Origin of the sequence: Cryobacterium sp. MDB2-A-1 (assembly GCF_004402675.1) — a bacterium.
GTDB lineage: Bacteria > Actinomycetota > Actinomycetes > Actinomycetales > Microbacteriaceae > Cryobacterium > Cryobacterium glucosi.
Window position 1 is genome coordinate 1 of the sequence record NZ_SOFK01000024.1, and the last position, 23,851, is coordinate 23,851.

At 68.5% G+C, this 23,851-nt stretch carries 21 protein-coding genes, 1 tRNA gene and 1 rRNA gene; 19 read left to right on the top strand and 4 right to left on the bottom strand.

Annotation, left to right across the window (positions count from 1 at the left end):
- The 19 genes from rrf to E3O39_RS07560 all read left to right on the top strand — a co-directional run.
- Window positions 1-78 (top strand): 5S ribosomal RNA (gene rrf / locus E3O39_RS07470); the annotation flags it as partial.
- Between the two features lie 115 nt (window positions 79-193).
- Window positions 194-2,374, top strand: coding sequence for a primosomal protein (locus E3O39_RS19450; RefSeq protein WP_241985005.1), 2,181 nt, complete (start codon window positions 194-196; stop codon window positions 2,372-2,374).
- Window positions 2,367-3,380: an HAD-IIA family hydrolase gene (locus E3O39_RS07480; protein WP_370294738.1), complete on the top strand. Its 1,014-nt coding sequence runs from the start codon at window positions 2,367-2,369 to the stop codon at window positions 3,378-3,380. Before E3O39_RS19450 ends, E3O39_RS07480 begins: the two co-directional genes overlap by 8 nt.
- Window positions 3,381-3,390: 10 nt before the next feature.
- The gene (locus tag E3O39_RS07485; protein WP_134450152.1) at window positions 3,391-3,579 is read left to right on the top strand and encodes a hypothetical protein; all 189 of its coding nucleotides are present in this window, start codon (window positions 3,391-3,393) and stop codon (window positions 3,577-3,579) included.
- Window positions 3,580-3,637: 58 nt separating this feature from the next.
- Entirely contained in the window at window positions 3,638-4,438 is an 801-nt protein-coding gene (locus E3O39_RS07490; protein ID WP_134450266.1) for a TlyA family RNA methyltransferase, read from the top strand.
- A gap of 4 nt (window positions 4,439-4,442) precedes the next feature.
- The gene (locus tag E3O39_RS07495) at window positions 4,443-5,363 is read left to right on the top strand and encodes an NAD kinase (RefSeq protein ID WP_134450153.1); all 921 of its coding nucleotides are present in this window, start codon (window positions 4,443-4,445) and stop codon (window positions 5,361-5,363) included.
- A gap of 93 nt (window positions 5,364-5,456) precedes the next feature.
- Window positions 5,457-7,169, top strand: a complete 1,713-nt coding sequence (gene recN / locus E3O39_RS07500) for a DNA repair protein RecN (protein WP_134450154.1) — start codon at window positions 5,457-5,459, stop codon at window positions 7,167-7,169.
- The gene (locus tag E3O39_RS07505) at window positions 7,166-8,926 is read left to right on the top strand and encodes a CTP synthase (RefSeq protein WP_134450155.1); all 1,761 of its coding nucleotides are present in this window, start codon (window positions 7,166-7,168) and stop codon (window positions 8,924-8,926) included. The genes recN and E3O39_RS07505 overlap by 4 nt, the downstream gene beginning before the upstream one ends.
- A 3-nt stretch (window positions 8,927-8,929) precedes the next feature.
- The gene (locus tag E3O39_RS07510) at window positions 8,930-9,568 is read left to right on the top strand and encodes an NUDIX hydrolase (protein WP_134450156.1); all 639 of its coding nucleotides are present in this window, start codon (window positions 8,930-8,932) and stop codon (window positions 9,566-9,568) included.
- Window positions 9,565-10,470 (top strand): site-specific tyrosine recombinase XerD, encoded by a 906-nt coding sequence (xerD, locus tag E3O39_RS07515; protein WP_134450157.1) that lies wholly within the window; start codon window positions 9,565-9,567, stop codon window positions 10,468-10,470. The genes E3O39_RS07510 and xerD overlap by 4 nt, the downstream gene beginning before the upstream one ends.
- Before the next feature lie 127 nt (window positions 10,471-10,597).
- Entirely contained in the window at window positions 10,598-11,485 is an 888-nt protein-coding gene (locus tag E3O39_RS07520; RefSeq protein ID WP_241975279.1) for a ParA family protein, read from the top strand.
- Window positions 11,469-12,293, top strand: a complete 825-nt coding sequence (locus E3O39_RS07525; RefSeq protein ID WP_134450159.1) for a ScpA family protein — start codon at window positions 11,469-11,471, stop codon at window positions 12,291-12,293. Before E3O39_RS07520 ends, E3O39_RS07525 begins: the two co-directional genes overlap by 17 nt.
- Window positions 12,283-12,930: an SMC-Scp complex subunit ScpB gene (locus E3O39_RS07530; RefSeq protein WP_134450160.1), complete on the top strand. Its 648-nt coding sequence runs from the start codon at window positions 12,283-12,285 to the stop codon at window positions 12,928-12,930. Before E3O39_RS07525 ends, E3O39_RS07530 begins: the two co-directional genes overlap by 11 nt.
- Window positions 12,927-13,715, top strand: a complete 789-nt coding sequence (locus E3O39_RS07535; protein WP_134450161.1) for a pseudouridine synthase — start codon at window positions 12,927-12,929, stop codon at window positions 13,713-13,715. The genes E3O39_RS07530 and E3O39_RS07535 overlap by 4 nt, the downstream gene beginning before the upstream one ends.
- Before the next feature lie 32 nt (window positions 13,716-13,747).
- Entirely contained in the window at window positions 13,748-14,830 is a 1,083-nt protein-coding gene (locus E3O39_RS07540; RefSeq protein WP_241985006.1) for a prephenate dehydrogenase, read from the top strand.
- A gap of 3 nt (window positions 14,831-14,833) precedes the next feature.
- Entirely contained in the window at window positions 14,834-15,526 is a 693-nt protein-coding gene (cmk, locus tag E3O39_RS07545) for a (d)CMP kinase (protein WP_134450162.1), read from the top strand.
- Window positions 15,519-17,030: a ribosome biogenesis GTPase Der gene (der, locus tag E3O39_RS07550; RefSeq protein WP_134450163.1), complete on the top strand. Its 1,512-nt coding sequence runs from the start codon at window positions 15,519-15,521 to the stop codon at window positions 17,028-17,030. Before cmk ends, der begins: the two co-directional genes overlap by 8 nt.
- Before the next feature lie 253 nt (window positions 17,031-17,283).
- The gene (locus tag E3O39_RS07555; RefSeq protein ID WP_134450164.1) at window positions 17,284-18,924 is read left to right on the top strand and encodes a hypothetical protein; all 1,641 of its coding nucleotides are present in this window, start codon (window positions 17,284-17,286) and stop codon (window positions 18,922-18,924) included.
- A 113-nt stretch (window positions 18,925-19,037) separates the two neighbouring features.
- Window positions 19,038-19,111, top strand: a tRNA-Pro gene (locus tag E3O39_RS07560).
- Window positions 19,112-19,348: 237 nt separating this feature from the next.
- Here the strand turns inward: E3O39_RS07560 and E3O39_RS07565 are convergent.
- The 4 genes from E3O39_RS07565 to E3O39_RS07580 all read right to left on the bottom strand — a co-directional run bounded on the left by E3O39_RS07565 (window position 19,349) and on the right by E3O39_RS07580 (window position 23,568).
- Window positions 19,349-21,271: a hypothetical protein gene (locus E3O39_RS07565; protein WP_134450165.1), complete on the bottom strand. Its 1,923-nt coding sequence runs from the start codon at window positions 21,269-21,271 to the stop codon at window positions 19,349-19,351.
- On the bottom strand, window positions 21,268-22,122 hold the full coding sequence (locus E3O39_RS07570) for a hypothetical protein (protein WP_166787433.1): 855 nt from the start codon (window positions 22,120-22,122) through the stop codon (window positions 21,268-21,270). The genes E3O39_RS07565 and E3O39_RS07570 overlap by 4 nt, the downstream gene beginning before the upstream one ends.
- Window positions 22,123-22,363: 241 nt before the next feature.
- Window positions 22,364-23,254 carry a hypothetical protein gene (locus tag E3O39_RS07575; RefSeq protein WP_134450167.1) on the bottom strand — a complete coding sequence of 297 codons (891 nt, stop codon included), beginning with the start codon at window positions 23,252-23,254 and terminating at the stop codon, window positions 22,364-22,366.
- An 11-nt stretch (window positions 23,255-23,265) separates the two neighbouring features.
- Window positions 23,266-23,568, bottom strand: coding sequence for a hypothetical protein (locus tag E3O39_RS07580; protein ID WP_134450168.1), 303 nt, complete (start codon window positions 23,566-23,568; stop codon window positions 23,266-23,268).
- Between the last annotated feature and the right edge of the window lie 283 nt (window positions 23,569-23,851).

Below are 23,851 nucleotides of genomic sequence, written 5' to 3' on the forward strand. Positions count from 1 at the left end.
CCGAACCCGGAAGCTAAGACTCTCAGCGCCGATGGTACTGCAGGGGGGACCCTGTGGGAGAGTAGGACACCGCCGGACTTAACTTAGAAACACCAGAAATACACAAAATGGCCACCTAACGGGTGGCCATTTTGCGTTAAGCCGTAGGCTTGACGAGTCTGCCTTCGAGGCAACCAATTACACAGGAGACACAGTGAGCCCTTCAGGAACTAACGGTAATGACGCACGCGACGGCGGACGCCCGCCCGGGGCTCGCGGCAACAACGGCTCCGGCGGCTATCAGGGCCGCTCCGATCGCCCTCAGCGCGACGGTGAGCGTCCTCCCTATAAGGGCAACTCCGACCGTCCCCAGCGTGACGGCGAACGTCCCCCTTACCGTGGCACCAACGACCGTTCGCAGGGTGGCGAACGTGCACCGTACCGCGGAAACAATGACCGTCCCCAGGGCGACCGCCCCCAGTACGGCGACCGTCCCGCCTATCGCGGCAACACCGACCGCCCGCAGAGCGGCGAGCGTGCCCCGTACCGCGGGAACAGCGAGCGCCCCCAGGGCGATCGTCCCCAGTACCGTGCAAACAGCGACCGTCCGCAGCGCGACGGCGATCGTCCTCCGTACCGCGGCAACAACGAGCGTCCGCAGAGTGGCGAGCGTGCCCCCTACCGTGGCAATTCCGATCGTCCGCAGCGTGATGGTGAGCGTCCCCCCTACCGCGGGAACTCCGACCGTCCCCAGGGCGACCGTGCTCCGTACCGTGGCAACTCCGATCGTCCGCAGTCCGGTGAGCGCGCGCCCTACCGCGGCAACACTGAGCGCCCGCAGCGTGATGGTGAGCGTCCTCCGTACCGCGGTAATTCCGAGCGTCCGCAGTCGGGCGAGCGTGCCCCGTACCGCGGCAATTCCGAGCGCCCCCAGGGCGACCGTGCTCCGTACCGTGGCAACTCCGAGCGTCCGCAGTCCGGTGAGCGCGCGCCCTACCGCGGCAACACTGAGCGCCCGCAGCGTGATGGTGAGCGTCCTCCGTACCGTGGCAACTCCGACCGTCCGCAGTCGGGCGAGCGCGCCCCGTACCGTGGCAACTCCGACCGTCCGCAGGGCGGCGCCGAGCGCAAGCCCTGGTCGAAAGACGCGCCCCGCACCGACCGCCCGCAGCGCGACGGCGAACGTCCCGCGTACCGCGGCAACTCCGATCGTCCCCAGACCGGCGAGCGCAAGCCGTGGTCGAAGGACGCACCGCGCACCGAGCGTCCGCAGTCGGGCGGCGACCGCAAGCCCTGGGCGAACGCGACCCAGCGCGGCGGTTCGGCCACCCGCGCCGGAGCACCGCGCGGCGACGCCGGCAAGAAGCTCTGGACCCGCGACGGCGCCCCCGCCCGCGGCGACCGCGATGCCCGCGCCGTCGAAGATGAAATGACCGAAGAGCAGCGGATGCAGCGCGAGCTGCGTTCGGTGCGCCCGCGCCACGACGACCCCGAGCTCCCCGACGACATCTCGTCTGCCGACCTCGACCGGATTGCACGGAACGAACTCAAGACCCTGACCAAGGACAACGCCGAGGCCGTCGGCGCCCACCTCGCCATGGCCGGCCGGGTCATCGACGAAGACCCCGAGCTCGCCCACCGTCACGTGATGAGCGCCGCCCGCCGTGCCGGCCGCATCGCGGTCGTGCGGGAGAGCCTCGCGATCACCGCGTACGCCACGGGCGACTTCGCCCTTGCTCTGCGCGAACTGCGCACCTACCGCCGCATCTCCGGGTCCAACTCGCAGCTGCCGCTCATGGTCGACAGCGAACGCGGCGTCGGTCGCCCGGACCGCGCCCTCGAGCTCGGCCGTTCCGTCGACCGCTCCACCCTGCCCGCCGGCGTCCAGGTCGCCCTGGCGATCGCGATGTCCGGTGCCCGTCTCGACCTCGGGGAGACCGAGGCCGCCCTGGCCGAGCTCGACATCCCGCAGCTCGACCCGAAGACCGCGTTCTCCTACAGTGCCGAGCTGTTCTCCGCCTACGCCGAGGTGCTCGAGGAACTCGGCCGCACCGACGAGGCCGCGCAGTGGAATGAGCGCGCCGACCGCGCGGATGCCGCCCAGGCATCCGCCGCCGACATCGACGAGACCATCGAGATTCTCGAGATCGACGAAGAGGACACCGACGACGAGTACTTCGACGTCGACGATGCGAGCGACGACGACGACGAAGACGGTGACGAGCCCGAAACCGACGAGCCCGCCGCCGAAATCGACGAGGTCGAAGAGCTCGATGAGATCGACGAGATCGACGTCGCCGACGAGACCATCGACGTGGTGCTGCCGGACTCCGAAGGGGACCCGGCGACGGGAACCGACGAGGAGTCCGATGCTCAGGCGCCGACGCATGAGTGAAACGACGACGCCGCTCACCGGCGTCGACGTGGTGCTCGCTGACCTCGACGGAGTCGTGTACCAGGGACCGCACGCGATCCCGTTCGCGATCGAGAGCCTGAACAAGGCCGCGGAGACCGTGCGGGTCGGCTACCTCACCAACAACGCCTCCCGCACCGACCAGACCGTCGCCGACCACCTCACCGAGCTCGGGCTGCACGCCCGCGCCGAGGACATCGTCACCTCGCCGCAGGCCGCCGTCCGGCTGCTCGCCCAGGAGGTGCCCGCCGGCGCGCGCATCCTCGTCATCGGGGGAGCCGGCCTTGTGAAGGAGGTCGAGAAGGGTGGATTCGAGATCACCCGCTCCGCCGACGACCACCCCGCAGCCGTGATCCAGGGCTTCACGCCCGAACTCGGCTGGAAGGACCTCGCCGAGGCGGCTTTCGCCCTGCACCCGAACGAAGACGGCATCGAGATCCCCTGGGTCGCGACGAACACCGACTGGACGATCCCCGTCGCCCGCGGCATCGCGCCCGGCAATGGCACTCTCGTCGCCGCCGTGCACAGCGCCGTTGGCCGTCTCCCGATCGTGGCAGGCAAGCCGGAGGTCGCGATCTTCGACGAAGCCATGACCCGCTTCCAGGCGAAGCACGCGCTCTTTATCGGCGACCGGCTCGACACCGACATCCTCGGCGCCAACCGGGCGGGCATTCCCGCGGTGCTCGTGCTCACCGGCATCGACAAGGCCAAGCAGGCCCTCGCCGCCGCAGAGAAGGAGCGCCCCCGCTTCATCCTCGACGACCTGCGCCAGCTGCACGAGCCCTACCCGGAGACCGTGTTCTCCAAGGACCGCGCCACTGCGACCGTCGCAGGCGCGAGCGTGCGCATCACTGGTGCTGACGTCGAGATCGTCGCGGAGGGCGACGGCGGGATCAATCTGCTCCGCGCCGCGTGCGCCGTGATCTGGGCGTCCGGCCGGCCCGTCTATGGGCTGAATGTTCCGGAGCGACTGTATCTCAGACGGTAACGTGGAGAGGGTGCAGCAGAACCCAGCGGACATCCCCCAGGGCGTCAGCCCCGAAAATGTGACCATGGCGGACGAACTCCTGTCCCGGCTCGGAGACATCGGCGACCTGCCCCTCGAAGACCGCGCGGCGGCATACGCGCAGTTGCACGACGAGCTGCGCACGCACCTCGAGGGCGGCGACAGTGCACCCCGGCCCTGAGGCGAACGCGGATGCCGGGGCGGACTCCGGGTCCGAGGCTGAGCTTGTTCCTGAGCGGATGCCCGACCAGCGCCTCGACACGGCCCTCGCCGACCGCGGGCTCGTGCGTTCGCGCACGGTAGCAGCGCAGGTGATCGCCGGAGGCCTCGTGACGGTCGACGGCCAGCCCGTCGTCAAGGCGTCCACCAAGGTGCGCGCCGACCAGGTGCTCGTCGTTGCCCCGACCGACCACTACGTCAGCCGCGGCGCCCACAAACTCATCGCGGCGCTCGATGCGTTCGACATCCCCGTCGCGGGCCGGACCGTGCTCGACGCGGGCGCCTCGACGGGCGGCTTCAGCCAGGTGCTCCTCGAACGCGGCGCAGCACAGGTGCTCGCCGTCGACGTCGGCCACGGCCAGCTCGCCCCCGAACTCGCCCTCGAACCGCGCCTCGCGGCCGTCGAGGGGTTCAACCTGCGCTACGCGACGCCGGAAACGCTCGCCGCGGCATCCGGTGTCGACACCCGCCCCGACCTCGTCGTCGGCGACCTGTCGTTCATCTCACTCCCGACCGTGCTGCCTGCCCTCGTGGCGACGGCAGCGGAGGGCGCCGATTTCGTGCTGCTGATCAAGCCGCAGTTCGAGGTCGGCAAGGAGAGCATCCGCGAGGGCGTCGTGCACCGGCCGGCCCTGCGCGCCGACGCGATCGCGGGCGTGCTCTGGGCGGGCTGGGACCTCGGCCTCCGCACAAACGGCCTGATCGCATCCCCGATCGTCGGCGCCGCGGGCAATCGGGAGTATCTGTGCTGGATGAGCGCGCGGGTGGGCAGCAATCCGACAGAATGGATCGACCGCACAACGGCACTGGTGGGAGCGTGACGAGATGACTGCATCACCCCGGCACATCCTTGTCGTCGCGCACACCGGGCGCACGGACTCGCTCCGGGCTGCTGTGACCGTCTGCCAGCAGCTCCTCGCCTCCGACGCGACCCCCGTGCTCGCGCCCACCGAACTCACCGACATCCTCGCCGCCTGCCCCGAGCTCGACGGCCGTCTCGCCATCCTCGGCGAAACCGTGCAGGCGACCGAGCTCGAGCTCGTCATCGTCCTCGGCGGGGACGGCACCATCCTGCGCGCCGCCGAGGTCGTGCGCGGCTGCTCGGCGCCCCTGCTCGGCATCAACCTCGGTCACGTCGGCTTCCTCGCCGAGAGCGAACGCGACGACCTCGGCGAAGCCGTGCGCCGCGCCCTCCTCCGCGACTACCTCGTCGAAGAGCGCATGGCCCTCGCCGTGCGGGTCAAACTCGGCGACGAGGTCATCTACGAAACCTGGGCCCTCAACGAGGCAACCGTCGAAAAGGCGAGCCGTGAGCGGATGCTCGAAGTCGTCGTCGAGGTCGACGGCCGGCCGCTCTCCTCCTTCGGCTGCGACGGCATCGTGATGTCCACCCCGACCGGATCGACCGCGTACGCCTTCTCGGCGGGCGGCCCGATCGTCTGGCCGAGCCTCGACGCGCTCCTGCTCGTCCCGCTCAGCGCCCACGCGCTCTTCTCCCGCCCGCTCGTCGTCGGGCCGGACTCGTCGCTCGCCGTCGAGGTGCTCGCGCACTACGGCGGAGCCGCGGTGCTCTGCGCGGACGGTCGCCGGGTGCACGACCTGCCCGCCGGATCCCGCGTGATCGTGCGCCGCTCCCCGGTGCCGGTGCGCCTCGCCCGCCTGCACTCCGGCCCGTTCACCGACCGCCTGGTGAACAAGTTCAACCTGCCCGTCACGGGCTGGCGCGGACCGGTCGGACGTGAGTGAGCGCCGCGTGAGTGAGCCCCGCGTGGATGAGCCCTGCGCGCCTCGCGCGAGTGAGCCGCGCGTGACCAGGCCCGTCGCGGGGGAGGCCCGCTCGTGATCGAAGAACTCGTCATCCGCGACCTCGGCGTGATCAAGGAAGCCACCCTCCCGCTCGGCCCCGGTTTCACCGCCGTCACGGGCGAGACCGGCGCGGGCAAGACCATGGTCGTCACCGCGCTCGGCCTGCTGCTCGGCGCCCGCGCAGACCCCGGCCTCGTGCGCCACGGCGCGCAGCAGACCTGGGTCGAGGGCCGCTGGCAGGTCGACGCCGACGGCACCGTCGCCGGCCGCGTGCGCGACGCCGGGGGAGACCTCGACGGCCCGGACCTCATCCTCAGCCGTTCGGTTTCGGCCGAGGGCCGCAGCCGCGCCATCGTCGGCGGCCGCAGCGCCCCCGCGAGCGTGCTCGGCGACCTCGGCGGCGACCTCGTCGTCGTGCACGGGCAGTCCGACCAGGTCCGACTCCGCTCCGCCGGCGCCCAGCGCGCCGCCCTCGACCGCTTCGCCGGCCCCGAACTCGGCCCGGTGCTCACCGACTTCGAGACCCACTACCACCGCTGGCAGGACGACCGCGCCGAACTCGCCCGCCTCGTCACCGAACAGGACGAGCGCACGAGCGAGGCCGCCGACCTCCGCGCCGCCATCGACGAGATCGAGGCGATCGCCCCGCAGGCGGCCGAAGACGACGACCTCGCCGCCCGCGCCGAACGGCTCGGCAACCTCGAGGAGCTCCGGCTCGCCGCCGCCCAGTCCCGTGAACTCCTCTCCGCGGAAGAGAACCCCGACGGGCTTCCGGATGCCGTCACCCTGCTCGACGCCGCGCGCCGGCAACTCGAACGCGCCGGCGACCACGACCCTGCCCTGTCCGAGCTCGCCCAGAGCCTCGCGAATGCCGGCTTCCTCGTGGCGGATGTCGCCGCGCAGCTCTCGAGCTACCTCGCCGGCCTCGACGCCGACGGCGCCCGCGAGCTCGAGATCGTGCAGGAGCGACGGGCCGTGCTGACCGGCCTGGCCCGCAAGTACGCCGGCGGCCTCGACGAGGCGATCGCCTTCCTCGACACCGGCAGCGCCCGCCTGCTCGAACTCGACGGGGACACCGACCGGATCGAGCAGCTCCGCGCCGACACCGAAGCCGAGCTGCTCGTCGTCGAGGCGCTCGCGGACCGGCTCACCGGCATCCGCACCACGGCGGCCGCAGCCCTCGGCACCGCCGTCACGGCCGAGCTCAGTGCCCTCGCGATGCCCGACGCCGCCCTCGTCGTCGAGGTCGACAGCGGAGGAGAGCTCACCGCGCACGGCCGCGACCAGGTCGGCATCCTCCTGCGCCCGCACGCGGGAGCCGAACCGCGCACCCTCGCCCGCGGCGCGTCCGGCGGCGAACTGTCCCGGGTGATGCTCGCCATCGAAGTCGTGATCAACGCGACAGACCCGGTTCCGACCTTCGTCTTCGACGAGGTCGACGCCGGCGTCGGCGGCGCGGCCGCGATCGAGATCGGCAGAAGGCTCGCCCGGCTTGCCGAAACCGCCCAGGTCATCGTGGTGACCCATCTCGCCCAGGTCGCGGCCTTCGCGGGCAACCACCTGAGCGTCGTCAAGGACAGCGACGGTTCCGTCACAGAGTCGAGTGTTCGCCAGCTGACCGGCGACGATCGCGCCGCCGAAATGGCCCGGCTGTTGTCCGGCCTGCCCGACTCCGTGAGCGGCCTCGAACACGCCCGCGAACTGATGAACCTCGCGAGTGCTGGCGGATCCACGAAGATCCGATGATAGAGTCGAAGCCCGTGGTGGAAAATAGAAACGCGGACAATACAGACGGCACGACCAAGCACATCTTTGTGACTGGTGGTGTCGTTTCTTCATTAGGCAAGGGCCTGACGGCGGCAAGCCTCGGCAATCTCCTGACGGCCAGCGGCTTACGCGTGGTCATGCAGAAGCTCGACCCCTACCTCAACGTGGACCCGGGAACGATGAACCCGTTCCAGCACGGCGAGGTCTTCGTCACGGACGACGGCGCGGAGACCGACCTCGACATCGGTCACTACGAGCGGTTCCTCGACATCAACCTCAACCAGGCCGCGAACGTCACCACCGGCCAGGTCTATTCGCAGGTGATCGCGAAGGAACGCCGCGGCGAGTACCTGGGCGACACCGTGCAGGTCATCCCGCACATCACCGACGAGATCAAGCGCCGGATGCGCCTCCAGGCCGACGACGCGCTGCGCCCCGACGTGATCATCTCCGAGATCGGCGGCACCGTCGGCGACATCGAGTCGCAGCCGTTCCTCGAGGCCGCCCGCCAGGTGCGCCACGAGCTCGGCCGCCAGAACGTTTTCTTCGTGCACGTCTCCCTCGTGCCCTTCCTCGGCGCGGCCGGCGAGCAGAAGACCAAGCCCACCCAGCACTCCGTCGCTGCGCTCCGCTCGATCGGTATCCAGCCCGACGCGCTCGTGCTGCGCAGCGACCGTCCCGTCTCCGACGCCAACAAGCGGAAGATCGCGCTGATGTGCGACGTCGACGAAGACGCCGTGGTCAACTGCGTCGACGTGCCCAGCATCTACGAGATCCCCGCCGTGCTGCACGAGCAGGGCCTCGACAAATACATCACCGACCACCTCGGCCTGCCCGTCACGAGCGTCGACTGGACCGGCTGGCAGAAGGTGCTCGACGCCGTGCGCGAGCCCAAGCACGAGGTCACGATCGGCCTCGTCGGCAAGTACATCGACCTGCCCGACGCCTACCTCTCCGTCACCGAAGCCCTCCGCGCCGGCGGCTTCGCCCACAAGACCAAGGTCCACGTCCGCTGGATCGCCTCAGACGAGTGCGAGACCGAGGAAGGCGCCACCCGCCTGCTCGGCGACCTCGACGGTATCTGCGTTCCCGGCGGCTTCGGCGTGCGCGGCATCGAGGGCAAGCTCGGGGCTCTCCGCTTCGCCCGCGAGAACGGCATCCCCGTGCTCGGCCTCTGCCTCGGCCTGCAGTGCATGGTCATCGAATACGCCCGCAACAAGGCCGGCCTCACCGGGGCGTCCTCCTCCGAGTTCGACCCGGACACCGAGTTCCCCGTGATCGCGACCATGGAAGAGCAGGTCGAGATCATCGCCGGCGGCGACCTCGGCGGCACCATGCGCCTCGGCCTCTACCCGGCCGACCTCGCGGCGGGCTCCCTCGTCGCCGAGCTCTACGGGGCCCCCTCGGCCTCCGAACGCCACCGTCACCGCTACGAGGTCAACAACGCGTTCCGCGAACAGATCGCGGATGCCGGCATGTGGTTCTCCGGGACCTCTCCCGACGGCCACCTGGTCGAGTACGTCGAGCTGCCGCGTGCAGAGCACCCGTTCTACGTCGGGACCCAGGCGCACCCGGAGCTCCGCTCGCGCCCGAGCCACGCGCATCCGCTCTTTCGCGGCCTGATCGGCGCCGCACTCGACCGCCAGCAGGCCAGCCGCCTGTTCGAAGTCAACGAGGGCAACGACACGGGCGACGAGACCGTCGACGTCGCTGCGGTCGTCGGCGCCGAGGCCTGAGCCGTGACTGAGTTCCTCGAGGACGAGGTCGCCTCCGCGGCGGTCTCCGAGTCCGATGTGGTCTTCGCCGGGCACGTCTGGGACATCCGCAAGGACACCTTCCGCTACGGCGACTCCGACATCGTGCGCGACTACGTCGACCACACCGGTGCCGTCGCCGTCTTCGCCCTCGACGAAGACGACCGGGTGCTGCTGATCAAGCAGTACCGGCACCCCGTCGGCATGCGCGAGTGGGAACTGCCCGCCGGCCTCCTCGACGAGGCCAACGAGCATCCGGTCGAGGCGGCCAAGCGCGAACTGGGCGAGGAAACCGACTACGTCGCCGCCGAATGGCACGTTCTGAGCGAGTTCTACACGTCACCGGGCGGCAGCAACGAGGCCTTGCGCGTCTACCTCGCCCGCGGCCTCACCGCCGCGCCCGAGGTCTTCAACCGCACCGAAGAGGAAGCCGACATGGAGATCCGCTGGGTCCCCTTCGCCGACTGCCTCGACGCCGTGCTCGCACGCCGGGTGCAGAACCCCGCGCTCGTGATCTCGGTGCTCGCCGCCTTCGCCGCGAAGGAACGCGACTGGAGCACCCTCGGCGCCGCAGACCTGCCCTGGCCGCGGCACCCGAACAATTGGAATCACACCGGCCGATGACGGTCGCGGCGGCGGTCGAAGCGTTCCTGCGGCACGTCGCGATCGAGCGCGGGCTCAGCGCGAATACCGTCGCCGCCTACCGGCGCGACCTCGTGGTCTACGCCGGCTGGCTCGAGGCCGAGGGCCTCACCGAACCCGGTCAGGTCACCGCGCTGCACGTCTCCGCGTTCGTGCGGCACCTCGCGACCCGAGCCGAGTCGCCGCTCACGGCCGCGTCGATCGCGCGGATGCTGTCGACCGTGCGCGGGCTGCACCGGTTCCTGCTCGAGGAATCCCTCGTCGACGCGGACGTCGCCCACGACGTGAAACCGCCGAAGCTCGCGACCCGGCTGCCGAAGGCCATCAGCATCGAGCAGGTGGCCCTGCTGCTTGCCGCGACCGACGGCGAGGACGTTCACCAGCTGCGCGACAAGGCGCTCCTCGAACTGCTCTACGCGACCGGCGCGCGCATCTCCGAGGCCGTCGACCTCAACGTCGACGACGTGCTCGACCTCGACGTCGTACGGCTCACCGGCAAGGGCGACAAGCAACGCCTGGTTCCGGTCGGCAGCTTCGCCCGTGCGGCCGTTGAGGCCTACCTGGTGCGGGGGAGGCCCCTGCTCTCTGCACGCGGCCCCGCGAGCCCGGCGCTCTTCCTCGGACTGCGCGGCCGGCGCCTCGGCCGCCAGAACGCCTGGCTCCTGATCCGCGCCGCCGCCGAGCGCGCCGGCCTCGAGGGCCACGTCTCGCCGCACACGCTCCGGCACTCCTTCGCGACGCACCTCCTCGCCGGCGGCGCCGACGTGCGCGTCGTGCAGGAACTCCTCGGCCACTCCTCCGTCGCGACGACCCAGCTGTACACCCTCGTCACGGCGGACACCCTCCGCGACATGTACACCACGGCACACCCGCGCGCCCGCTGAGCCCGCTGAGCCCGCTGAATCCGGCGGATGCGGAACCGCGGCTTCCCGGCGATCCTTGCGGAAGGGCGCCGATCGGCTCGCTACACTCGACTGAGTGATGGGTGCAGGACGGAACGAGGACACCGGAGTGAAGCGCGAAAAAGCTGACCGGACACTACTCCCCGGATTCGAGGACGTGGTCGTCGGTGCGACCGGACGGCCGAAACACGAATTCGACGAACCCGCGGCGCTGAAAAGCCACGGCCCCGCGCGCATCATCTCGCTCTGCAACCAGAAGGGCGGCGTCGGCAAGACGACGACCACCATCAACCTGGGTGCCGCACTCGCCGGTTACGGCCGCCGCGTGCTCGCCATCGACTTCGACCCCCAGGGCGCACTCTCCGCGGGCCTCGGCATCCCCACGCACGACCTGCCGACCGTCTACGACCTGCTGCTCGGCAACAAGTACACCCCGGCCGAGGTCATCCAGAAGACCGCTGTCGAGAACCTCGACATCATGCCCGCGAACATCGACCTCTCCGCCGCGGAGGTGCACCTCGTCAACGAGGTCGCCCGCGAGCAGATCCTCGCCCGGGTGCTCCGCAAGGTGTCCGCCGACTACGACGTCATCCTGATCGACTGCCAGCCCTCGCTCGGCATCCTAACCGTCAACGCCCTGACCGCGAGCCACGGCGTGCTCATCCCGCTCGAGTGCGAATTCTTCGCCCTGCGCGGCGTCGCCCTCCTGATCGAGACCATCGACAAGGTGCGCGACCGCCTCAACCCCGCGATCGAACTCGACGGCATCCTCGCGACCATGTTCGACTCGCGCACGCTGCACTCCCGCGAGGTCCTCGAGCGCGTCGTCGACGCCTTCGGCGACAGCGTGCTCGAAACCGTCATCGGCCGCACCGTCAAGTTTCCAGACGCGAGCGTTGCCGGGGTGCCGATCACCGAGTTCGCGCCGGAGCACGCGGCCGCCAAGGCCTACCGCCAGGCGGCGCGGGAACTGATCCAGCGTGGCGCTGTCGCCTGACACCGTCCCCTCGCGGACATTCTCGGTCGCCCTGGGCAACTTCGAGGGCCCGTTCGACCTGCTGCTCTCCCTGATCGGCAAGCTCGAACTCGACATCACCGAGGTGTCGCTCAGCCGCGTCACCGACGAGTTCATCGCCCACCTCAAGGGGCTCGACCAGGCCGAGGAACTCGACCAGGCGAGCGAATTCCTCGTCGTCGCCGCGACCCTGCTCGACCTCAAGGTCGCCGGGCTCCTGCCGCAGGGCGAGCTCGTCGACGCCGAGGATGCCGCCTTGCTCGAGGCGAGGGACCTGCTCTTCGCCAGGCTCCTGCAGTACCGCGCCTTCAAGACCGCCTCGGCCTGGTTCCTCGGCCGGATCGAGGTCGAGTCCGGCAGGCACGTGCGTTCCGTGCGCCTCGAGGACAAGTTCCGGCAGCAGACCCCAGAACTCGTCTGGACGCTCTCCCTCGCCGACTTCGCCGCCCTCGCCACCCGGGCGCTCACTCCGCGTGAGGTGCCCACCGTGGGGCTCGACCACCTGCACGCGCCGCTGGTCAGCATCCGTGAGCAGGCGGCCTGGCTCGTCGGGATGCTGCGCTCGGGTGACACGCTCACCTTCCGTGAACTCATCGCCGACGTCGAACTGACCGGCGTGATCATCGCACGTTTTCTCGCCGTGCTCGAGCTCTACCGGCGCGGCTTCCTCTCCTTCGACCAGCTCGAACCCCTCGGCGACCTGAGCCTGCACTGGAGTGCCGCGGCGTCCCCGGACGAAGACTGGTCGGACGACACCCTCGCGAACCTCGGAGCGGACTATGACAACTGACACCCTGGCCGGCCCCGGCGCAGGAACCGGCGCGACCCGCACGCCCGGCGCAGCTCCTGCACCCGGCAGCGCACTCGCCACAGAGGCCGCCGCCCTGGACCGCTCCCTCGAGGCGATCCTGATGGTCGCCGACGAACCGCAGAGCCTGCTGCACCTCGGCACCGCGCTCCGCAGGCCGCTGAGCGACGTGCGCCGCTCGATCGCCCGGCTCGTCGCCGACTTCGACGGCACGGCAGGTACCGTGCGCCGCGGCTTCGAGCTGCGCGAGGTCGCCGGCGGCTGGCGCATCTACGTGCGACCGGAACACGACACCGCCGTCGCCGACTTCGTGCTCACCCAGAACCCGAGCAAACTGACCCAGGCTGCCCTCGAGACCCTCGCCGTGATCGCGTACAAGCAACCGATCAGCCGCGGGGCGGTAGCCTCAATCAGGGCCGTTAACGTGGACTCGGTCGTACGCACCCTCGTGGGGCGCGGCCTGATCACCGAGGTCTTCACCGATAGTGAGACCGGTGCGATCAACTACGGCACCACGGACTTGCTGCTCACACAGCTGGGAATCAACTCGCTCGACGAGTTGCCCTACTTATCGCCCCTGCTCGCAGACGGCGCAAATGGATTTGAGGATTCACCATGACGATCGACCCCCAGGGCACGCCCACCAACCCGGAAGCCGCCGCGGACGGCGTGCGCCTGCAGAAGGTGATGGCCTCGGCCGGTGTCGCCTCCCGCCGGGTCTCCGAAGACCTGATCGCCGCGGGCCGGGTGCGCGTGAACGGCAAGGTCGTCACCGAACTGGGACGCCGCATCCACCCGGACCACGACCAGATCATGGTCGACAACGTCGCCATCCAGCTCGACACCAGCCGCCGCTACGTGATGCTCAACAAGCCCGTCGGCGTCGTCTCCTCGATGCAGGACGAGAGCGGCCGCCCCGACCTGCGCGAATTCACCGAGCAGTTCGAGGAGCGCCTCTTCAACGTCGGCCGCCTCGACGCCATGACGAGCGGCCTGCTCATCCTGACCAACGACGGCGACCTCGCCCACATCCTCGCGCACCCCTCCTTCGGCGTGATGAAGACCTATATCGCCAAGGTCGAGGGCCGCGTCACCGCGCAGACCATCCAGTTGCTGCAGACCGGCATCGAACTCGACGACGGTCCGATCAATGCCGACAAGGCCCGGATCCTGACGAGCCCTCCCGGCGACGGCTTCAGCCTCGTCGAGCTCACCCTGCACTCCGGGCGCAACCGGATCGTGCGGCGGATGATGGAGGCCGTCGGCCACCCCGTCGTCGACCTCGTCCGCCGCCAGTTCGGGCCCCTGCACCTCGGCACCCTGCGGGCCGGTGACCTGCGCGACTTGACTAAGGTTGAACTCGGTCAGCTGCTCACGATTTCGCGGGCGGACACCGAATACTAGAGGCACAACACGCACGAAGTCAGGAGACACCCGTGGTCGAAAGTCGCCTGATCGGGCCCGTGCGCGTCGTCGGCACCGGGCTGCTCGGCACGAGCATCGGCCTCGGCCTCCGCGCGCGCGGCATCGAGGTCATCCTCGCCGACGCCTCGCCGACGAACCTCAGCATCGCGATCGACTACGGCGCCGGCCGGGCGTCCCTGGCCGGCGACCGGCCGCAGCTCATCGTCGTGTGCGTGCCGCCGGACGTGACCGCCGAGATCGTCGCCCGCGAACTCGAGTCCTTCCCCGACGCCATCGTGACGGATGTCGCGAGCGTCAAGCTCGCGCCCCTCGCCGAACTGCGCGCCCGCGGCGCCGACATCTCCCGCTACATCGGCTCGCACCCCCTCGCCGGCCGCGAACGCGGGGGACCCCTCGCCGGACGCGCCGACCTCTTCCTCGGCCGGCCCTGGGTCGTCGCCGCCCACGACGGCATCAGCTACCAACAGGCCACCGCGATCGACGACCTCATCCTCGACCTCGGCGCGACCCTCGTGGAGATGAGCCCCGAGGACCACGACCGCGGCGTCGCCCTCGTCTCCCATGTGCCCCAGGTCGTCTCGACCCTGATGGCCCGGCGTCTCACGGATGCCCCCGCCGCGTCCCTCAACCTCGCCGGCCAGGGCCTTCGCGACGTGACGCGCGTCGCTGCGAGCGACCCCGAACTGTGGGTGCAGATCCTCGGCGCGAACGCGGCCCCGGTGCGCGAGATCCTCACCGCATACCGCGACGACCTCGACCGGTTCATCACCGCCCTCGCCGACCCGGCGGCCCCCGGCGCCCGCCGCCGCGTCGCCGAAGAACTCGCCGGCGGCAACGCCGGCGTCTCCCGGCTGCCCGGCAAGCACGGCCACGACCGCCGCTTCGTCTCCCTGACCGTGATGGTCGACGACACACCCGGCCAGATCGCCCGGCTCCTCAACGAGATCGGCGCCCTCGGCGTCAACGTCGAAGACCTCCGGCTCGAGCACTCACCCGGTGCGGAACTCGGCCTCGCCGAGATCTCCGTGCTCCCAGAGGCCGTCACCCGCCTCACCGAAGAGCTGGCCGCACGCGGCTGGCGGATTGCCGGCTAGCACATGACTGAATCCACGCATCCGCTCGTCGTCGCCATCGACGGCCCCGCCGGGAGCGGCAAGTCGAGCGTCAGCCGTGCCGTCGCCCGCCGCCTCGGCTACGGCTACCTCGACACCGGCGCCGCCTACCGGGCCCTCGCCTGGTTCGTGCGCGACCGCGCCATCGACCCCGCTGACACGGATGCGGTCATCGGCGCCCTGCCCTCCTTCGACTATGCGATCGGCACAGACCCCGACGACCCGGCCGTCAGCGTCGGAGCGGTCGACGTCACCGAGGCCATCCGGGAGCCGGCCGTCTCGGCGATCGTGAGCGCCGTCGCCCGCGTCCCCGCCGTGCGCGCCCACCTCACCGCGCTGTTCCGCAGCATCGCAGCGGGCGTCGACCGGCCCGGAATCGTCGTCGAAGGACGGGACATCACGACCGTCGTCGCACCGGAGGCGGAGGTCCGGATCCTGCTCACGGCATCCGAACAAGCTAGAATGGCTAGGCGCTCTGCGGAAATATCGACTCAATCGGCTCAAACCGTGGCAGATCAGTTGCGATCGAGGGATCGCGCCGACTCACAGGTCGTCGAATTCATGAGCGCCGCAGACGGTGTGAACACCGTCGACTCCACCCATCTCGACTTCGAACAGACCATTGGCGCGGTCATCGAGGTCATCAACACACGTACCGCGAGGACCTCGCATGACTAACGAATACGACGAAACACTTCCCGATCTCGACCCCGACCTCGGGGCAAGACTGGACGATCTCGACGACGACCTGGCGACACAGCGCGCCGCCGCCCTCCGCACCGGGCTCAACGACTACGACCTCGACGACGAGGACTTCGATGTCCTCGACTCGGTGACGGACGACCCCGACGCGATCACCTACCTCCCGGCCCTGCCGGTCATCGCCATCGTCGGCCGCCCGAACGTCGGCAAGTCGGCGCTCGTCAACCGCATCCTCGGCCGCCGTGAGGCCGTCGTGGAGAACACCCCCGGCGTCACCCGCGACCGCGTCACCTACAAGGGCGAATGGCACGAACGCAAGTTCAGCATCGTCGACACCGGCGGCTGGGAGCCCGACGCCAAGGGCATCGACGCCTCCGTCGCCATGCAGGCCGAGCTCGCCATCGAGCTGTGCGACGTCGTCATGTTCGTCGTCGACTCCAACGTGGGCCCGACCTCGACCGATGAAGCCGTCGTTCGCCTGCTCCGCAAGGCCGGCAAGCCGGTCTTCCTCGTCGCCAACAAGGTCGACGACGTGCGCCAGGAGCCCGAATCGGCCAACCTGTGGTCGCTCGGCCTCGGGCAGCCGTGGCCCGTCTCGGCCCTGCACGGCCGCGGCGTCGCCGACCTGCTCGACGCGATCCTCGAGAAGCTTCCCGAGATCTCCGCCGTCGCCAAGCAGGAAGTCGGCGGCCCCCGCCGCGTCGCCATCCTCGGCCGCCCGAACGTCGGCAAGTCCAGCCTCCTCAACAAGGTCGTCGGCGAAGAGCGCGTTGTCGTCAACGAGCTCGCCGGCACCACCCGCGACCCGGTCGACGAGCAGGTCGAGCTCGGCGGCAAGGTCTGGCGCTTCGTCGACACCGCCGGCATCCGCCGTCGCGTGCACCTCTCCCAGGGTGCCGACTTCTACGCCTCGCTCCGCACGAGCGCCGCGCTCGAAAAGGCCGAGGTCGCCGTCGTGCTCATCGACGTGACCGAGGTCATCTCCGAGCAGGACGTGCGCGTCATCGACCTCGTCCTCGAATCCGGCCGCGCCCTCGTTCTCGCCTTCAACAAGTGGGACCAGATCGACGACGACCGTCGCCGGTACCTCGAGCGTGAGATCGAGCTCGACCTCGCCCACGTGGCGTGGGCCCCCCGCGTGAACATCTCGGCGAAGACCGGCCGCCACATGGAGAAGCTCGTCCCCGCCCTCGAGGTCGCCCTCGAGTCGTGGGACACCCGCGTCGCCACCGGCAAGTTCAACGCCTTCCTCGCCGAACTCGCCGCCGAGCACCCGCACCCCGTGCGCAGCGGCAAGCAGCCGCGCATCCTGTTCGGTACCCAGGCCTCGAGCCGCCCGCCGACCTTCGTCATCTTCACCACCGGGTTCCTCGACCCGGGCTACCGTCGCTTCATCCAGCGTCGCCTCCGCGAGGTCTACGGCTTCGAGGGCAGCCCGATCAACATCAGCATGCGCGTCCGCGAGAAGCGCAAGCGCTAAGCAGTCGTTCCACGCTTGACCTGACGCATGCGTCGCCGTCCCCGGTAGGGGGAGGCGACGCATCCGTCGTTTAAGCGCCTGTCGGCGTGGACGTGTCGACAGGCGTCGGCGGATGCGCTTCGCCCCGAAGCGGGGACTGTCGCCCACCCGGGACCTGCTCTACATTCGGGCTAGCGCACCTGTGGCGCCACACGTGTTGGATCCCCGCCCGAATCGGGGATTTCGACATTCAAGCCTTACCCGAGGATTGTCCATGCATACGAAGTTCCCTGCTTCGCTGACCCGAAAACGTTTCGCCGCCCGAACGGTGCCGCCCGCCGCACCACTCGCGTCGACTGCGCCGTCGGATGCCCGCATTGCGCCGCACGCTGACCGGGCATCGCTCCGAAGTGCCCCCGAGATCGCCTATGGTCGCGCCGCCATCTTCGCCGTGGTGGCTGGCTGGGCGACCCTGCTCGCCGTTGTCGTCCTCCGCCAGACGGGAATCGACGGCGCGCCCTGGTCGATCCTCGACCGCGCGCTGTCCGTGGCTGGCGCGACCCTGTGTGCGATAGCGCTCCTCTGCTACCTCGCCGCTCGGCAGGGCGCCCTGATCCGGCTGAACGAGCACGTGCGCGTCCCGCGCAGGGAACTGGAGCGTCACTTCGCCGCACGCCAGGAGGCCCTGACCGTGCTCGTCGCCGGGGGCGACAGTGCCGGTGCCCGAACCGGGCCGCACGCCCTGCGCGCGTCGCTCTGGTCCGCGGCCCTGCAGGAATACCCCACGCTCCGGGTCGTGCTGCTGCTCGACGCCAGCTCAGAGCCGAGCGCCCAGGCCGAGGCCCTGATGATCGTGCGCCGGCTCACCGATGCCCTGGCCGAACCCCGCGCCCGGTTCGAAGACGCCCTGTTCGTGCTGGAGCTCGAACTCGCCTGGGGCCACGACGCGACCGACGCCCACGAGGTGGCCGAAGACCTCATCGACGGCCTCGCCGCCGACTACCGCTGGGCCGTCGCCTGGCTGGCCCGGCAGCGCCTCGACGAGGCCGTCACCGACCCTTCGAGCGCCATCTTCAGCACGCACACCCTCGGCGGTCCCGCCGCCGACTTCGCCCGCATCGCCGCGGACCTCGACCGGGCCATCTCCGAGCACATCCCGCAGACCCCCGAGCGGATGCTCCGTCTTCAGCGCCGCCTCGCTTGGACGTTCTCCGCCGAACTGGAGATCTTCGACGGCAGCCTCGCCGGCTACGTGGACCAGATCGGTAACACTGCCACTGCCACAGGCGACGTCGCTGAGACGGACTACCTGCTCACCCTCGGCCCGGACGCCCAGCTCCTCAGCGACTACTGCCTGCGCTCGATCTACTTCCTCGACGAACCGGAGCACCGCGGTGTCGCCGTGGTCCAAACCCCGTCGTTCCCGCAGGGCGGCCAGTGCACCGGGCGATTCTTCCCAGGGATCCGCAGCCTCCTGCACCGCAGTGCGTCCCGGTATGGGGCCTCCTTCTGGGTCGGGTCCACCGCGCTCATCCGCACGAGCGCGCTCGGCGATTTCCGTGGCGGTCGGCCCGGGGGAGTGGCGGCCCTGCCCGCCGAAGCGGATGCCCCCCGCGGCCTGGCCATGCCGGCCCGCGCCGGGTCCGGGCCGGCCTCACCCGCCTCACCGTCCGCACCTGGCTCGGTTTCCGCGGTCGACCTGGGCGTGCGCGGCTGGACGCTCGCGAATTTCCCGGAGCGCCTCAGCTTCAGCCCGGCGGCCCCCGGATTCGGTTCGGTCATCGTGCAGCACCGCCGCCCGCTCCTTGGCGATGCCGTTTTGCTGCCCCGGATCTGGCGGCAGCTGCGCCGCGAGTTCGGGGCCGGGCGGTCCGCTGGCGGGAGCGGTCGTTCGCCCCGGTGGACGCCGCGCTGAGGGACGGGCGTCGCCGGGCATCCGTTGTGCACACAAGAGGTCGCCGGAGGCGGTAAGCTTTCTAAGTTGTCTCCTGCAGAATGCGCTTCTCGAAGTGTGTTGGCGGAGGGTGACGGGCTGTAGCGCAGCTTGGTAGCGCACCTGACTGGGGGTCAGGGGGTCGCAGGTTCAAATCCTGTCAGCCCGACATTTGGGCCGTTCGCGAAACTGTTCACGAAACCGGCCATGAAGTCGAAATAGAAAACGCTCCTGAGGATTCTCAGGAGCGTTTTCTTGTTTCTGGGCGTCTCACGGTCGAATGCGGCCGTACTACTTCAGGTATCGGTCGAGTGGAGGCTGGATTTTCCGATTTTGCGCGCGTCGGATTGTCTCGAACGCTGGGTAGTTTGCCCTCTCGGGCGGTATCGGGGCCGTCGGGTGATTGCTATATCCGCTGCGGTGGACCGCCGGTCTCGTCGTCCGCATCGGGGCGTTTCAGCTTGTCTGGGCGTTCCACCCCGAGGGGATAGGTGTCGGTGTAAGGGTTGTGCCATTCGCGGTCGCGTCGTCGGATGAGAGCGGGTTCTCCGTGGACGTGTTTCTTGGCGTCGGCTTTGATTTTGTCACTGATGAAGGCGGCGATTTTGCGGAGGTTGAAGTTCGTCAGCAGGATGGTGACGATGATCTGTGCGGCGCCGAATCCTCGGACGCGTCGGCGGCTGGCGGATTCGATGTCTTCGGTCCCGCCGCTTTTGATTTGGTGATTGAGCGACTCGATGGAGTTTCGGGCGTGGGTGTGGAACCTGTCCCATTCGGGGGTGCCGTATTCGAATGCCTGCGCAGTGCGCTTGAACTCTGCGGTGTCGAATGACACGGAGTGCTTGATGCAGATGGTGTCGGTGAAGTCGCTCAAGTCTGCGCTGTCTACAGCGGGGCGGGGCCGGTCCGTCGCGGTCTTCAGGAGTTCGCGCAGGGGGCAGGTCACGGTTGGGCTGGGGCCGAGGGCGGGGCACCTCAGTACGGTGCGGCCCTTTGCATCTGGTTTCTCTTTGACGTGGAGTTGAAACGCGGAGCGGCTCTTGATTCGCTCCCGGTATGTTGCGGTGTCGATGATGTGGCCCAGGAGTTCTTTCGTCGCATTCTGAAGAGGTTTGGGAGTGCCGGGACAGTAGGTGCTGCCTTCGATGAAGAGAGCGCCGTGGTCGCCACCTTGATGGCCAAGTCGGTCGACGCGGTAGTCCGTCGAGGGTGTGAAGCCCTCGTTGAGTGCATCGTCATGAAGGCGTTCGGTTGTGGAGTTTGCCCAGTATTGCTTGTCGGCGTCGCCGACGCCGGCCTCCAGTCCGAGGGCTTTGGTAGCTCTCATGAGGGACACGGCTTCTTCGGCGACTCGGACGTTGGGCAGGCTCATGGTGGCGGCGACGGCGAGTCCGGGGAATCTGTGTTGGCCGGGGGCTTCGGAATCGACGCGGACAGCGATGTTGATTTCCCAGCCCCAGCGGTAGTTCGCGGAGCCGGCTTTCTTAGTAGGAGTCGTGTTGTCGATTTGCCCTTTCGGTGCGTCGATGCGTTCGCCGGTTGTGACGTGCCAGCCGGCGAAGGCGTCGACCGGGCCTGGCTTCAGGGTCTTCTTCTCTTTGGTCTCGGTCTCTGTCTTGACGCGACTTGCGAGATTTTTCCGAGAGTAGCCCTTGGTTGTCGGGGTGCCGACGTAGGTCTGGTCGAAGGAAACATCGACCTTCTTGGAGGCGCGACGGATGTCACGGGGCTGTTCGTTGTAGGTCATGACGAGGAAGAGTTTGGTGAATTCGTCAAGGCGTGCTTTTCGCTTGTCCGCCAGGTCCTCATCGTGCATGCGGAGGATTTCCTGGATCTGCGTGTAGGTCTTGGAGTGGCGGCGTTCCTGCGGGAACGGATCCATTAGGGCGTTGATGCGGTTGAAGGCTCGGCTTGTGTTGGCGTACCAGCGGCTCTTCTCGGCGACGTGGCCGACGAACGCTGTTCTTGGGGTTTCCAGGCTGAGGAGTTCACGGGAGGCGGCGCTCAGGCGGAACATGAAGAGGTCACGCGCGCTGGTCAGGAACATTGACGTTCCTTCTTTGGCGAGAAGGAGAAGGGCAGTGAGGAGCGCCTTTTCGGAGATGAGTGACGGACGACCGCCGACGCTGACTCCGCTGGCATCTTCATCGGTCCATTGCTGCAGTCGTTCGAGGACCCCGGTCTTTCGAACCCGGCTTTCCATGAGCGCCACGGTTTCGTCGTCAATGAGCTGGTGGATACGGCCGCGACCCATGACCTCGGTCTGTGTCATACCGCCCAGGTCGGGCGCGTACCCGTTGAACGCGTAGTCGATGTCGCCGGCGCTCACCGGGCGACCTCTTCGCCAATAATGAGGCCCACGTACGCGTCGATGTTCGCGGTCTGGGCGTAGATGAGGTGCTTGTCGAGGCTCTGGGCTGTGACGAAGCCGGCGATGGCCAGGAGCACTGGGACAGGAAGCCCGTTATCGATTTGTGCGACGATCCAGGTCGAGCGCAGTCTGGACACGGTGGCACGGACGCGGGCGGGGTGTTCGGTCAAGAAGCTCTGAATAGCACGGGGCCTGTACTCGTCCCAGCGATAGCCGCGAAAGACGTACTCGTCGGGGTTTGTACGACCCTGCACGCTGCGCATCAACGTGCGGTTCCAGAGGTGCATGACCGGGACTCGTCGTGCACATTTTCCAGGGACGTTGACGAACACGCGGCCGTCGATGACTTCAATGTCGCTGATGCGCGTTTCGATGATCTCGTGTGCGCGGAGACCGGCGCCGCCGGCGAGGCCGAGGAGCGCCCAAGCGTTTTGCCGTTTCAGGTCTGTGGTGAGGCTAGCAGCCCAGCTGTGCATCGTGGCTGCGTCAGAAACGGTGAAAGGGCTGCGTCTACGTCCGGGAAGGTGCGGTGCCGGGAGGCGTTTGATACCCGCGTCGGCGAGGGTGTCGGCGATGGTACCGACTTGCCGGACGAACCCCCACCGGTGAGACTCCGAATGCTTGGGAAGGCAGGCGTGTAGGTAGAGGGACACGTTGTTTTGCGTGTAGACGCGCTCGACAGTGAGCTGCGTGCCCGTAGTCGTCCATACCCAGGCACCGAACCGCGCTGACATCGACATCAGGCGCCGCGCCGCGTCGAAGGTACGCGGCCGCATCTGAACGGCGTTCGAGATCGTGAATTCGCGCACGGCCTCCCATTGCACGGGGGAGATCTGCGGCCGGTAACGCACGATGATTCCCCACGCGAAGTCGGGAAGCTCCGGGTCCAAAGCGCGCAGGTGCGCATACGTCGCGGAGTCGGCGAGAAAAATGTTGTGGAGTCGGTCTTTTCTGTTCACGAACATTACGTGCGTGGGGCGATCCCGAAACTGTCGGCAGCGAACCCTCTCCGTGAACACTAACCATCACCGCTCTGCTTGAATTTCCTGATCAGTGGGATTTACTCGTCGCAGGTAGTGCGCTAGTGTGCCCTGTTTTGGGGGCAAATGCGGCGATCTTGTCGAGTGCGGCGAAGTTCTTCAGCCCCGAAATTCGCAGCAATTCCTTAGGCGGCGTGCCGGCATTGAGATGCTCGAGCAGCCAAGTCGTGCGCATCCGGCTGGGCCTCACATCAAGCTCTGTACGGGACCTTAAGAGAAAATCCGTGAGCTGTCCCGGGCTGGCCCCGGTCCGACCAGGCCGGAAGATCAACGCGGCCGGGTCGAGGTCTGCCAAGATCCTGCGCAAGGGTCGCTGCCAATCGGGTCGGACCGGAACGACTCGCGGCCGGCCCTCCCACACGATGACGTGTATGTCATCGTCGCGGGTCTCGAGGTCTGCGACGCGGGCGCCGAGGATCTCTCGAGTGGCGAGGCCGGCGCCAAGTCCGAGTGCCAGGAGGGACATCGCGTCCTCGTGGCGCCGACGTGTGCCCTGCGCCGCCGCCCAGCTGTGGAGTGCCGCGACTTCTGCGTGCGTGTAGGGCTTCGTTGGAGCCGAACGGGGGATAGCGCGTCGCGAGCGGACCGTCTCGGCGGGGTTGAGCGCCTCCACCATGATGGTCAGCGTTGCCCGGTGGGTGGCTTTGCTGCCACGGGCATACGACGCCATGCCCAGGTGCACGAACTCCTCAACGACGATCAGGCGGAAGATGCGTGGCCGTTCCAACGGCGTGCCTCGGCTCTGCCAGCACCACATCACGAAGGCCACGGCGGCCGGATACAACGACCGTGCTTCGCGTCCCGAAATGCTCGCGGTGTCCGCGACCGCGGCATTGACGAACTCACCGATTTCGTCCCAGTAGGGAAGAGCATTGATCGGCCGGTAGTCGAGCGGCGGCACAGCACCGGCAGTCATAGCCGGCCCGGCTGTTCGGGCATCGGCTCGATGCGAACGACCGGGCTGGATTCCCGGGTGGTGAACCACACGTCAGGAACCCACAGGTTGATCAGAAGGATCATCGGTCTTCCGAGGCGACACTGCATGACTTCGACCAGGTCGATGTCTTCGCCATCGCCGCGGAGACCGTGACGCGCCACGAGAGTCGGATCGGTCGTTCGCCGGAAGACTCGCCGGTTGAAATCGAGCGTGTAGTGGCTTCCTGATTCTGTCGTCACCAGGTAGCGGCCGGTCGCATCGTCCGTCAGGGCGTCCATAGACCCGTCTCCGTTCTCGCGGGGAGACATCCGCACGCCGGACAACTCGGGCCGCTGAAGCACCACCGTAGGCATTTACCGGAATCCAAACCACCGACTCAGCGACAAATCCGCGCTCAGGCCGACCTTTCGCCGCACCGCGCATAGGTCCGGGGAGGCCGCAATTGGTGCGACCCGGAAGGGCGCGCCATGCGACACGAAACCGATCCGAACCACCTGCATTCGAGAGCAGTCACGCTCTGGAGGCAAGCCGGAGAACCAGACCAACGATCTGTGCTTTACG